A 13,969-nucleotide genomic window follows, 5' to 3' on the forward strand; every position below is an offset into this window, starting at 1 on the left:
TGCATCGGAACCGGACCCATGGCCTGACGGTGCTTGTGCTCCCGCATCTGAACGAACTTCAGCGTTACGGTCAGTCATGATGTAATCCCTCCTCCTGCAAACGATAGGTTGCAGCATATAACCCTTTTGCGGCCATCAGCCCTGCATGTGTTCCCTGTTCAGCGATTCGGCCTTCATCCAGAACGATAATTTCGTCGGCATGCCGGACTGCACTGATCCGGTGGGAGATAATCAGCGTTGTTTTGCCTTTACCAATCTCACGCAGGCTGTGCAGAATGCCACTTTCGGTGACGGCATCCACAGCACTCATACTGTCATCCAAAATGAGTACCTGCGCTTTTTTGATCAAACCCCTCGCCAGACTGGTGCGCTGACGCTGACCGCCAGACAACGTGAGTCCACGTTCGCCCAGCAGGGTATCGAACCGATCCGGGAACCGGATAATGTTCTCGTATATCATCGCTTGTCGTGCGCTGTGCTCTACGGTGTCCAGCGGAACCTCGCGGTCACTAAAAGCGATGTTGTCCCGAATGGTTGTACTGAACAGGAATCCATCCTGCGGTACGTAGGCAATACGGGATCGCAGACTTTCCAGCGACAGCTGCCGAATGTCGGTGCCGTTAATGCGGATTGTGCCTTCAGGCGGCTCATATGTACGCAGCAATAGCTTCACAAAGGTACTTTTACCAGAACCTGTTTTACCCACAATACCCACGGTTCGTCCTGCCTGGATATTCAGACTGATATTTTTGAGCGCAGCGGATGAACTGCCGGGATAAGAGAAAGACAGATTCTCAATCGTAATGTCGTTCACGGCTTGGAGACTTGTCGCATTGGGAAGCTCGCGCACGTCAGGCACTTCCGTCAACAGATCATTTACCCGCTCAAGTGATGCTCCAGAACGCTGCATAGTATTGATCACATTACCGATTTGTTGAAGCGGTCCCATGATGATCCGCAAATATAACGTCAATGCGACAAAACTTCCGAGTGTAATGGAATTTTGCATCGTCAAAATTCCGCCGACAAGCAGGGAGACAACCAATGAAATGGCACCCAGTAGCGGTAGCAAGGCCTGAAATAGAGAGGACAGACGAACAAGCCGCAGCTGTTTACTTTTGATTGCATCTACTGTGAACCCAAATCGTTCACGGGCGCTGTCTTCAATGGCAAATGTTTTGGTTACACGAATACCACCGAGCTGTTCCTCTGCGGATTCCGTCATCGTTGCAAGAGCATCCTGCACATCACGAGAGCGCTTGCGAATTCGCGGACCGAAAAAAACGACCAGAAAGGGAATGGCCAGCAAAGGCACAATACTGATCAGAATAAGTTTCATCGGGATTCCGCTGAGCAGCATCATCACGATGCAAGATAATAATAGAAATGTTGCATTGGTCATCATGGTGACGCCGTTGGAGATGGCTTCACGTACAGAGGTAACATCATTCATGACGTAACTGAGCAGTTTCCCATTTCCCTGTTTGGAAAAATAGTACTCGCTAAGTTCGGAAAACTTGCCGAAAATGCGCTCGCGTGTCATGAATTCGAAGCGGCGTCCAAGCTTCATGATCATGAATTGTCCGGTACCGAATAACAGATTATAAGCGATGGCAATAGCCAAAAGCGAAAGACTGTACCGGATGACCGTATTCATCTGAAGTGTGTTCTGCATGAGTTGATCCGTGAAACTGCCCAGAATTCGGGGTAAGGACGCCTGACCCACATTGGAGGCAATAATCAGTAGTACAGCGAACAGATATACGGGCCAGTTGGCAATGACATAGCCTCGTAGTAATCCTTTCTTGGACATAAGATTTGTTCTCCTTTGTTCAGGGTGAGAGTCGGTTTGGAATCGGAGTCAAGAAAAGGGCCGACACCTGATAATAGCGCGTCGTGCCCTCTTACTTTATGCGATCCGGTTTGCAGTTTATCCGTTATTCGCTAGAATTCTCTATTCTTATTTTTGCGCTAAACGGTAAGGATGTCAACGAAGCAAGCAAGCATAATGGAAAGAAAGCAGATCGGCGCCCGTAGGGTAAGGGATATATGCAGTATTTCCATCATTTATTCACCAGATGTCGATTTTACTGAAACATTTCAGGGGGGGCTGCCGTCTGTAGGATTGAAGAGGTCAAAAATTGGGTTTACTAAATATGGAGGTGCCAAGAAATGAAACATAAAAAAGGATTGGCTGCAACGCTTGCGCTCTGCGTGTCTTTGACGGCAGGAGGTGCATCGGTACTTGCATTTTCGGATGTAAAAGATGAAGGACAAAAAACGATTGTGGACTCGTTACATTCCAAGGGTGTTGTTAATGGAGTAACGGCGGATCTATTTCGTCCGGATCTCGCATTGTCCGAGCCACAGGGTGTTCAACTGATTGTGAACGCTTTTGGTCTCAAAAATGAATACGCTGCCGCTTCGGCACAAAATAAAATTAGTCCAACGACTTGGTACGCCGATGCGGTTCAGGCTGCAACACAGAATGGTTTGTCCATTCCGGTGGAGTTGAATCCACAGGCCAAAATGACGCGTGAGCAGTTTGCCATTTTGCTCCTTGAAGGGATTAACACAACCGGAGAATATCCGGTGATCATGCTGTATAATGATATTAAGGACGAAAATAAAATCGGTAAGGACGCCAAATCTGCGGTCCAGAACCTGCTGAACATGGACATCATTGAACTGGATAAGGACGGAAACTTCCGTCCAGATCAGTCGCTTACCCGTATGGAGGCTGCAAGCATGATCTTCAATGCACTTGAATTTGTAGATAAGCACGGCAATGGCGGATCGACAGAACCGACTCCAACGAATCCAGGCGAAGGCCAACAAGGGATTGTGCCTACCGTGACATCAACCAAAGTGGATGACAAGACGGTAAAAGTCAAACTGACCGCGCAAATGCCTCATCCTGGTTATGGATTGAAGATTGAAGATGTGAAACTGGAGAAGGATGGACGTGCCATCGTGCTGTATACGATTATCCAACCTGACCCGGACATGATGTATCCAATGGTTATTACCGATGTAACCGCAGAGACAGACATTCCAACAGGATACACTGCAGAAGCACAGCCTTCTGGAAAGTAATCAAGCCTTGCCAGCGTGCTTCGATCCTTGATCGGAGCACGTTTTTTTGTTTTTTCTCTGAAACCGACGATCGATATGAAAAAGCTTGCGTAGGGAGAGCGGCCGTCTTTCAGTTCGAATCTTGATTAGTCCGACTGAAAAGTATTGATTCTATTTATTATATGTTATATTTTGTGACTCGTAAGTAATTTAAAAAGTGAAATTAAGGTAATTAATGTTATGTTAAATAACATTAAGATTGTCGTTTATAAGATGTGAATCAATATCTATATAAGCGATAAAGCCGCTTCGTGTTAACGGAGCGGCTATTTTTCTGGCCTGATCCGGAAATTATCATTCATTCAAGATCTCCATGTCATGTGCAAATTCAACATATATGACTGGATATACCCAGTGTTTATCTACGTTTATGTGCCTTGTAGCCAAGGGTGAAAACGACATATTTACGGAGACGGGAAGAAACTCATAGAATAAAGCCAAGCCATAAGGGAGCTTGATGCAGGTGGTGAATATATGATAGATAATATTACATTTATGTGGTTGAATTAAATCTATCCTTTACTTTTCCTAAGCATCAAGAGAGAAAAGGTGCGCCTCACCCATTACAAGAGCAGACCGAAAGACATTAGAAGGTCAAATGCATGAGGAGGAGGTCGAAACACAGTAGCAATGAAGAGGAACTTCTATTACATTCAAGATGGTAATGCGCTATGCATGCTAAGACCTTGCGACCTGTATGACCGATGTGAATCCAGAATGCGACCTACACACATGGAATAGCTCTTTCCTAAACATATGTGGGTTTTGACTTTAAGGTCTGTTTCTCAACTTTCATTCAGATCGGACATCTCTCAAGTTCATGCGAAGCTACTCCAAACGACAACTTCAAGAGGGAAATGGGTCAAATTCCACATGTTTTATGTCTCCAAAATGACAATGACAAGCTGGAACCAAAAGCTTAAACCCCTGTTTTAACAGTACTTTCCGTGTTTTTAAGAGTGAAGATCGAAATAGCATATTTACGAATTCGGAAATGATCCATAAACTCAGTGTGTAAGCGTTACCAATTTGAGGGGGAAACAAGGGCCTCGCATGATAGAAATGTGGTCCGGGACTCATTCCTTACATTTGAACAGGAGTGTTTCGCTCTTCTTACAAAACGGACGGATTTTCATTTAGAAAAGGAGGAAACAACTGATGCAGCCAGAAGGGAAGTCCGCCTTGTCGCAAAACCTATCGGTGTACACGATTCCGAACCGCAAGAAAAATAAATTATGGAGAAGGATGATTCGAAACTGGGAGTTGTATCTGTTTATCGCGCCAGCATTTCTATACTTTCTGATTTTTCATTACGGGCCGATGTACGGCATACAAATCGCATTCAAAAACTTTATCCCGACGCTTGGTGTTACGGGAAGCCCGTGGGTTGGTTTCGATCATTTTATCCGCTTCTTTAATTCGTATTATTTCTGGGATTTGTTATGGAATACCCTCAGTATCAGCTTGTATGAGCTTGCTATAGGTTTTCCGCTGCCGATCATTCTGGCGTTAGCCTTCAATGAAGTAAAGGACTCCTTCTTCAAACGTACCGTACAGACGGTCACGTATGCACCACATTTTATTTCGGTCGTAGTCATGTCGGGTATGATCATTACCTTCTTGTCACCTTCGTCAGGCATGATTGTCAATTTGGTGGAGGCTCTTGGATTTCAGGCCCCTCAATTTCTGACAGACCCTGCGTGGTTCAAGACGGTGTACGTACTCTCAGGTGTCTGGCAGAGTGCAGGCTGGGGTACCATTATATACCTCGCAGCTCTCTCGGGTGTGGACCCTCAACTGCATGAAGCTGCCGTGGTGGATGGTGCGAGTCGGTTCAAACGGATTCTGCATATTAACATTCCAGCGATCATCCCTACGATCACCATTTTGTTAATTCTGAATATGGGCAGTATTTTGGGCGTCGGATTCGAGAAAATCTTGCTGCTGCAAAATCCGTTGAACATGGGTTCATCCGATGTCATCTCGACATTTGTCTATCGGTCCGGTCTGGTCGATGCACAGTACAGTTTCTCCACAGCTGTAGGATTGTTCAACTCGGTAGTTAATGCGATTCTGCTGATTACGGTGAACCAAATTGCACGTCGCACCAGTGAAAACAGTTTGTGGTAAAAGGAGGGGAAAACACATGTCAACCGCGGTTAAGGAAAGCAGAAGCGATAAAGTGTTCTTATGGTGCAACTACATCTATCTGACGATAGCGCTCGTCATTGTGCTTTACCCGCTGTTATACATCATTAGCGCCTCAATCAGCGATCCCAAATTTGTAAGCTCCGGTGAGATGTGGCTGCTACCCAAAGGAATTACGTTTGAAGGGTATGCTCGCGTATTTGAGAACACCAACATCTGGATTGGGTACAAAAATACGATCATCTATACCGTCGTAGGTACACTCGTCAACCTGATGGTCACTCTTCCGGCAGCCTACGCGCTCAGTCGCTCTGATTTTGTGGGACGTGGATTCTTCATGGCGATGTTTATGGTAACGATGTTTTTCAGTGGAGGGCTTGTCCCGAGCTACCTGCTGATTAAGGATCTTGGTATGGTGAACAGCATGTGGGCGCTTATTCTGCCAGGAGCTGCATCTATCTGGAATATTATCGTATGCCGTACGTTTTTCCAATCGACCATTCCCAAGGAGCTGCAGGAGGCGGCCCATATCGACGGGTGTACCAACACCCGGTTGTTCATCCGGATTGTGCTTCCGCTCTCCATGCCGATCATTGCCGTGATGGCGCTCTTCTACGGAGTCGGACACTGGAACAGCTATTTCAGTGCCATGATCTATTTAAATGATTCCTCGAAGTATCCGCTGCAGCTCTTTCTTCGCCAAATCCTGGTACTTCAGGAGATGGCAGCACAGGGCGGTGGAGCTATCGATACCTCTTCAGCAACGGCGATGAATTCCAAAGCGGAAATTGCTGCGTTGGTCAAATATGCCGTCATTATTGTTTCAACCTTACCTGTGATTGCGATTTATCCATTCCTTCAGCGTTACTTTGTACAGGGTGTTATGATCGGTTCCGTCAAGGGATGATCTTAAACCATAATCCACACTAAAAAAGGGGAGTTGTCGTCATGAAAAAGCTTCGCAAGGCTTCATCCATTGTACTCTGCCTTACCCTATCCGCAGCATTGCTTGCAGCTTGTGGTTCCAATGAAGATGGAGGTTCTGCGACTTCAAATGTCGAAGGGGTCAAAAAAGAAGGATTCCCGATTGTGGACAAACCACTTACGTTAAAGGTCATGTCCCAGGATGCGGGCGTTGCCGACTGGAACACGATGCCAGTCCTGCAAGAGATGGAGAAATTGTCAGGCATCAAGCTGGAGTACCAGCTTTCGCCGATCGACAGCTTTGAAACAAAGAAGAACCTGGTATTCGCAAGCGGCGATTTACCGGATATGTTCTATGCTGCGGATCTCAAGCCAGCTGAGCAGGTTACTTATGGAACTCAAGGCATTCTGATCCCACTGGAAAAATACATTGATGAGGGCTACGCCCCCAATATTAAGAAGATTCTCGACGAAAACCCGGATGTTCGCAAATCATTTACAACGCCTGACGGACATATGTATGCACTGCCATTTATTGATACGGCTGCCGTATGGTACAGAGGCCCGATGTGGTATAACGGGGAATTCCTAAAAGCACTTAATGTAGAGGAACCTAAGACTACGGAAGAATTATATACGTACCTGAAGCGTGTTAAGGAAGAAGACCCTAACGGCAACGGACAACAAGATGAAATTCCGCTTACTTCTGTAAAACTGGATGATCTCCGTATGTACTTCTTCGGATTCTGGGGAATGTACAACGAAGGAATTTATGCGGATAAGGACGGAAAAGTTCACTATCCTTACCAAGAAGAAGGCTACAAAGGTTATCTGACGTTCATGAACCGCTTGTGGAAAGAAGATTTGCTGGATCATGAGACCTTCTCCCAAACCGGCGATCAGAAAAAAGCAAAAGGCGAAAGCAACAAGCTTGCATTGTTCAATGACTACCATCCTTACTTCACACTCGGCGGCGAGCCTAGCACAAAACATCCGCTGATGACACCCGTGAAGAGTGAGATCGCAGACTCACCTGTATACGGTAAACACCCAGGCATATCGGCACGTGGTACCTTTGCTATTACTAGCAGCAACCCGTCCCCTGAGGCAACTATGCGTTGGATCGATTATATGTACAGCTATGATGGGGCGACCCTGTTCAATCAAGGTCCTGAAGGTCTGCTGTGGAAATTCAAAGACAAGGAAAATCTCGTAAAAGAGTGGCTGCCTGTTCCTGGCGGCGGGGATCGTGAGGAATATCGCGGTAAAATCACGCCGAACTATGGCATTTTGACACCGGGTATTAATGATCCGGATATAGCGAAAGGTCTTCGCACCGAATTTGATGAATGGCTTGACCAGCAGAATCAAGAGAAGTTGGTGCCTATCGGAAAATCACCATTCCCTAACGTTTATTTAACAAATGAAGAGCAAAGCGAAGCGACCGCTTTATTATCTGATCTGGATACGTACGTCAAGCAGATGGAAGCGAAGTTCGTAACAGGCCAAGAGCCGCTTGAGAACTGGGATAAGTATATTGCGCAGATCAAAAAAATGGGCAGCGACCGTATCGTTGAACTGTATCAAGGGGCCTACGATCGCTGGAACACAGGCCAATAAGAACAAGGACTCCAGAAAGAGGTGTGAACAAGGATGCAGAAATGGTTTGAAGAGGCCAAGCTGGGAATATTCATCCACTATGGCATCTATGCTGTGGACGGGGTTTCGGAATCGTGGTCCTTCTATAATGGAAGGATCTCTTACGAAGAGTACATGAAGCAGCTGGACGGCTTTACGGCATCGAAGTTTAATGCGGAGAAGTGGGCAGACTTGATTGAGAAATCCGGAGCCCGATACGCCGTGCTGACAACGAAGCATCATGATGGTGTTGCTCTGTGGGATACGCAGTATAGTGACCTCAATGTCGTTAAGCAGACACCAGCGAATCGGGATCTCGTGAGGGAATATGCGGAAGCAATTCGGGAGAAAGGCATACATCTAGGGATGTACTTTTCGCTGATTGATTGGTCGCACCCGGATTATCCTAGCGTGTTTGAAGGTGGAAAGGTACCAGAGGATCTCAGCAATGTCAATCGGCATTCAAGTCCTGTAGATGGTGTTCAGGATCAGGAGAAATGGGAGAAATTCCTTGAGTTCAATAACCAACAGCTGCAAGAGATCATGACGAATTACGGAAAGGTGGATCTGCTGTGGTTCGATGGGGACTGGGAGCGAAGCGCCGAGCAGTGGAATCTGCCGGAGTTCAAGCATTACCTGCAATCTTTTAACCCGGATGTCATCATCAACTCCCGCCTTCAAGGATATGGGGATTATAAAACGCCAGAGCAAGGTATTCCGATTACAAGACCAGAGGGACCATGGGAGTTCTGCACCACGATCAACACATCATGGGGCTATGTGCCAACAGACCATAAATACAAATCGTTAAATCAGATCATTCGGATGTTCTGTGATTGTATTTCAATGGGGGGCAATATGCTGCTGGATATCGGTCCGCGCGAGGATGGCACCATTGATAAGAGGCAGGAGGATATTCTGCTTGGGCTGGGAGAATGGATCCGAACCCATGAAGAGGCCGTCTTTGGAACGGGTGAAGGTATTATGCCTCGCTATTATCTGGGGGGAAGCACCGTATCCGAGGATAGAAAGGCATTGTATCTGTTTGTTTATGACGATCCAAAAGAGAATGTATGCATCAAGGGACTATGCAATAAGATCAAGAAGATTACTGTGCTGCATTCGGGCAAAGAACTTAACCATGAGATTCATGGGGGCGTGCCTTGGTTCAATATCCCGGGCACAACGTGGATCAAAATGACCCCGGAGGACACACATGAGCAGGTGACGGTTCTTAAGCTCGAATTCGACGAGGAACTGGAAATGTACGGCGGTTCAGGAGCCGTTGTTACTCATAACTAACATTACGGGAGGGCATGCACCTATAGATGCATGCCCTCCCTCATGAAGCGGAGAGAGAGCGATATGAACCAAAGTGGAGTACCTGAGCCGAAGATTGAGTATGCTCCCAAACATTATATATGCAAGCGTGCGCAGGAACCGCTGATACTGGACGGACGCGTAGATAAGGCATTCTGGGGTGCGGCCGATTGGACGGAGGATTTCGTTGATATCGAAGGGGATCTTCGTCCGAAACCCGGAAAACAGACTCGGGTAAAAATGCTGTGGGATGACGACTATTTCTACTTTGCTGCCGAACTTATTGAAGATCAGATATGGGCTACGTTGACCGAGCGGGATTCTGTTATTTTCTATGACAATGATTTTGAGATTTTTATCGATCCCGACGGGGATACCCATCAATATTATGAGTTCGAGATCAATGCGCTGAATACAGTATGGGACCTGTTATTGGTGAAGCCATATCGGGATGGTGGACCTCCGGTCAACGGTTGGGATATCAGCGGTCTTAAGACAGCCGTACATATCGATGGGGAGCTGAACACACCTGGCGCCGCTAACCGAAAATGGAGCGTCGAGGTCGCAATTCCCTGGACCAGCCTAAAGGAATGTGCCGAAGGTAACCGTCCGCCAGCACCGGGTGAGTTCTGGCGTGTCAACTTCTCACGGGTGGAATGGCAGACTGAGGTGCAGGATGGTGAGTACCGCAAGGTGCTGAATCCGGATACAGGCAAACCTTATCCGGAGGACAACTGGGTCTGGTCGCCCATGGGTATTATCAACATGCATTATCCGGAGCTATGGGGATATGTCGTATTTTCGGATGACGGAACGGATCAGCCCTTTGAGCTGCCAGAAGATGAACGAATTAAATGGGAGCTTCGCAGACTCTATTACCGTGAACGCAATTATTTTGAAGCCCATGGTGAATTTACACAAGATGTGAAGTTACTTATGGGTGAGGAATCATTGATTTGCCAGCCTGTAATTGAAACGACCCGTAGCCTATTCCAGATTAGTACGCCTTCCTCGGATGGCACTACCTTAATCTGTATTCGGGAAGACGGAAAGCTGTGGAGGGAGTGAGATAGCGATGACCAGCCAAACCTTGGTGTTCTCGATGGATGCACAGTCCTTGGAGCTGATCGAGCAGAAGTTCCAGGAGAAGTTAAACTTTGCGGATACCCGTAAAGATAAGCTGTTTCATGTGTTTCAGCAGCCATTAACTGAAGAAGAGGCATGGGCTTTGAAATATGTGTATGCCTACATGCCAGTGAACGACCTGGCTGATTATGATGGGGAACTGTTCCTCAGTCATGTGCGTCGGGCACTGGACATTCGCAAGCGTGTGCCTTGGGGGGAGCGCGTACCAGATCATCTGTTTCTGCATTTTGTGCTTCCCTATCGAATCAATACAGAGAATATTGAAGATTTCCGTGGCATTATCTTTGACGAGTTGGCCGACCGGACAGCGAAGTTATCCATGGCGGATGCCATTTTGGAGACCAATTACTGGTGTCATGAAAAAGCGACTTATATTGGCAGTGATCTGCGAACGATATCGCCACTGACGATGATTCGAAATGCCCGCGGCCGCTGTGGAGAAGAATCCACGCTGGCGGTAGCCGCTCTTCGTAGCATCGGCATACCTGCCCGTCAGGTCTACACACCACGCTGGGCTCACTGTGACAGCAATCATGCTTGGGTAGAAGCCTGGGCGGACGGCCAATGGTATTACATTGGGGCATGCGAACCGGAAGCCGGATTGAATCAAGGATGGTTCAGTCCACCAGCCCGCAGGGCCATGCTGATTAATACGAGAATATTTGCCGACTATCCGGGACCGGAGGATATAACACTCTCCGAGAAGGGATATACGGAGATCAATTTACTGGAGAACTATGCGCCAGCGCATACCATCTGCGTGAAGGTGATAAATGAGCAGGGTGCGCCCGTGTCTGAAGCGAGTGTCCGCTTTGAGGTATACAATAGTGCTGAATTTTATCCGATCGCCGAAATCAAGACGGACGCACAAGGAGAAGCTTCCTTTAAGACAGGTCATGGCGACCTAGTGATTCGTGCGGTTAGTGGTGGCAAGTGGGGTGAAATTCTATTCAAAGCTCAGGACAGCGCTCATGTTGAGCTCGTGTTGAATTCGTTAGAGCAGCCATCAGGGATCTTGGATTTTGATATGGTTCCTCCTCCGGAAGGGGAGGGAGAAGTAGTGGCTTCGTTACCAGAAGAGAAGATCCTGAATCACAACCGCCGCCTGGAAGAAGGTACGAAGATTCGGAGTGGATATGAGGATACATTCCTGAGTGAGGAAGATGCATTTGCATTGGCTCATACAACTGGACTGCCTCCGGAGCGCGTACGGGATATTCTACAGAAGGCACGGGGCAACAGCCGCGAAATCGCTGCTTTCCTAGAGGGGCGTTCCTGTGAATTTGGCGAGTGGCCACTACAGTTGCTGGAGTCGATGAACGAAAAAGATTTGATCGACACTTTTCGGCCGACACTGGACGATCATCTTATAGGTTCACTCTCGCAGCGTGGACAATGGGCAGAAGAGACGTTTGTGAAGTACATCCTGTGCCCAAGAGTCTCCTATGAAATGATGGTGCCTTATCGATCCGTATTCCAGAATGCTTATTCCGAGGAAGAAGCAGCGGCGTTCAGGGAAGATCCTTCGAAGCTTGTATGCAAGCTGGAACAGAGCTATTCGTATTATGAGGATCTTCCTAACCTGAAAGGTAAGGGAAACCCTGTAGGTACTTACAGCCTGATGAAGGGAGATCCACAGTCGCTCGATATTCTGTTTGTCGCGGTGTGCCGCAGTTTGGGCATTCCGGCCCGATTGCATCCGAGCGAGCAGAAACCGCAGTATCTTAGTGACAAAGGCTGGGAGGATGCGGTGTTCAGTCTAACTTCTTCTCGAAATCAGGAGAGCTCAAGCTGGGGAATGCTGCAACTTCTCAAGGATTCAGAGGCTCGGGAGGATGCGCCGTCAGCATCCTATGCGGAGAATTTCTCGTTGGCCCGTCTGGAGGATGGTGTGTACAAAACGCTGATTTATCCATATGGCCATACCGATGTTTATAGCGGTCCATTCGAGGTCGAACCGGGAGCTTATCGCTTAACGACCGGTATCCGTCTGAAAGATGGAACGGTAAGAGTCCGCTTCACCTACTGCACCGTTCGCGCCGGAGACACCACAGAGGTAGCACTGACTTATCGCGAGACGGTGGTAGACATCCCTGTGCTGGGCAAACTGGCAACCGGCAATGAGTTGACTCGTCTGGATGGTTCAGAGGTGGTACTGAAGGATCTTTTGGGAGCTGAGGGGGCCATTGCTGCTTGGATTGAACCAGAACGGGAACCGACCAAACATCTGATTCGTGAGCTGTGTGAGCTGGCTGAGCCGTTGGATAAACTGGGCGTGCCGATCGTGCTGGTGATCGGAGATACAGAATGGAGCGCCTCCTTTGACTCTGGGGCTTATCCGAAGCTGCCGATACGTACGATTTTTGTACGGGATTCCAGCTATGCGTCCTTGTCCGGTTTCATCTCGAAACCTGCCGCTCACGAAGCGGGCTATCCGCATCTGTTCGTGCTGGATAATCAGGATCAAATCCGATACTCGGCCTCTGGGTACAAGATCGGTACAGGCAAGGAAGCTCTGCAGATTGCTGCTGCGATATTTCAATCATTGAATGGATCGGAGTGAAGAGGATGACGAAATATATTGCTGCTGGTTATGTCGTCGATTCTGTTCTTCCCGACATGACGGATGAGGATCTGTTGAAGTTGACCCATCTGAATGTAGCCTTTGGACATGTCAAGAATGATGAAATCACCACCGAGCATTTAAAAAACGGAGAGGTTATCCGTAATATTAAGCGGAAGCATCCGAATCTAACGGTGCTGCTGTCCGTTGGCGGATGGAGCGCTGGTGGTTTCTCTGAAGCCGCCTCAACCCAAGCGGGGAGGGACAGCATGGCCGCATCAGCGGTTAGGGTGCTGGAGGAGTACCCTTTTGACGGGATCGATTTGGACTGGGAGTATCCTTCTTACGGTGAAGCCGGTATCGCATCCAGTCGTGATGACAAAAGGAATTTCACCTTACTTCTCAAGACGATCCGGGAAACACTGGATGCCAAGGGCTCCGAGGATGGCCGTCATTATCTGCTCACCATTGCGGCAGGGGCTGATCAATACTACGTCGACGGTACAGAGATGGCTGAGGTGCAGCAGTACCTGGACTTTGTGCAGTTGATGACCTATGATATGCGCGGCGGTTTTCAGGTTCTGACCGGACATCATACGAATCTGTATACGCCAACCGGAGATCTGTTCCGAATTAGTACTGATGCTTCCGTGAACCTGTTCATCCGTGCCGGCGTTCCGAAGGAGAAGATCGTTATCGGCGCTGCGTTCTACTCACGGATCTGGACTGAGGTTCCTAACCGAAACCACGGTCTTCACCAAATGGCTGGTAGCACAGGCGGCTATGGTCCGGCATTTGCCGAACTGGAAGCGAAGTACATCAACAAGAATGGTTACGTCCGTTATTGGGATGAGGAAGCCTGTGCACCGTTTCTCTTTAATGGGTCGAGCCTAATATCTTATGATGATGAAGAATCGATTCAGTGCAAATGCGATTACGTGAAGGATCAGGGCCTGGCCGGCATTATGTTCTGGGAATACGGCTGTGATCCGACCCATCGTCTGCTGGGTGCAATACATCAAGGGCTTCAAGATGTTCCGGTAGGGAAATAGAAGAAGAGAGTCGGTTGCAAGGATCGGCTTGCCTATATGAGCC

General features: G+C 48.0%; 9 protein-coding genes. 8 read left to right on the forward strand and 1 reads right to left on the reverse strand.

The genetic code is table 11. The features are described from left to right. Window positions 1–70: 70 nt before the first annotated feature. Window positions 71–1,813, reverse strand: coding sequence for an ABC transporter ATP-binding protein (locus AC4PM4_RS07765; RefSeq protein ID WP_090894077.1), 1,743 nt, complete (start codon window positions 1,811–1,813; stop codon window positions 71–73). A gap of 359 nt (window positions 1,814–2,172) precedes the next feature. On the opposite strand from AC4PM4_RS07765, the gene AC4PM4_RS07770 reads away from it, so the two are divergent. From AC4PM4_RS07770 to AC4PM4_RS07805, 8 genes are all read left to right on the forward strand, one after another. Continuing rightward, on the forward strand, window positions 2,173–3,096 hold the full coding sequence (locus AC4PM4_RS07770; RefSeq protein WP_063564589.1) for an S-layer homology domain-containing protein: 924 nt from the start codon (window positions 2,173–2,175) through the stop codon (window positions 3,094–3,096). Window positions 3,097–4,293: 1,197 nt separating this feature from the next. Then, window positions 4,294–5,265 (forward strand): ABC transporter permease, encoded by a 972-nt coding sequence (locus tag AC4PM4_RS07775; RefSeq protein WP_063564588.1) that lies wholly within the window; start codon window positions 4,294–4,296, stop codon window positions 5,263–5,265. A 16-nt stretch (window positions 5,266–5,281) separates the two neighbouring features. Next, window positions 5,282–6,190 (forward strand): carbohydrate ABC transporter permease, encoded by a 909-nt coding sequence (locus AC4PM4_RS07780; protein WP_063564587.1) that lies wholly within the window; start codon window positions 5,282–5,284, stop codon window positions 6,188–6,190. Between the two features lie 41 nt (window positions 6,191–6,231). Then, entirely contained in the window at window positions 6,232–7,827 is a 1,596-nt protein-coding gene (locus AC4PM4_RS07785; protein WP_064640230.1) for an extracellular solute-binding protein, read from the forward strand. A gap of 33 nt (window positions 7,828–7,860) precedes the next feature. Then, entirely contained in the window at window positions 7,861–9,147 is a 1,287-nt protein-coding gene (locus AC4PM4_RS07790) for an alpha-L-fucosidase (RefSeq protein ID WP_063564585.1), read from the forward strand. A 63-nt stretch (window positions 9,148–9,210) separates the two neighbouring features. Next, window positions 9,211–10,233: a carbohydrate-binding family 9-like protein gene (locus AC4PM4_RS07795; RefSeq protein WP_090807964.1), complete on the forward strand. Its 1,023-nt coding sequence runs from the start codon at window positions 9,211–9,213 to the stop codon at window positions 10,231–10,233. Between the two features lie 7 nt (window positions 10,234–10,240). Beyond that, window positions 10,241–12,874 carry a transglutaminase domain-containing protein gene (locus AC4PM4_RS07800; protein WP_491613280.1) on the forward strand — a complete coding sequence of 878 codons (2,634 nt, stop codon included), beginning with the start codon at window positions 10,241–10,243 and terminating at the stop codon, window positions 12,872–12,874. Window positions 12,875–12,879: 5 nt separating this feature from the next. After that, window positions 12,880–13,926: a glycoside hydrolase family 18 protein gene (locus AC4PM4_RS07805; RefSeq protein WP_063564582.1), complete on the forward strand. Its 1,047-nt coding sequence runs from the start codon at window positions 12,880–12,882 to the stop codon at window positions 13,924–13,926. The last annotated feature ends 43 nt before the right edge of the window (window positions 13,927–13,969 follow it).

The organism is Paenibacillus sp. MDV22-iso6 (assembly GCF_058408365.1).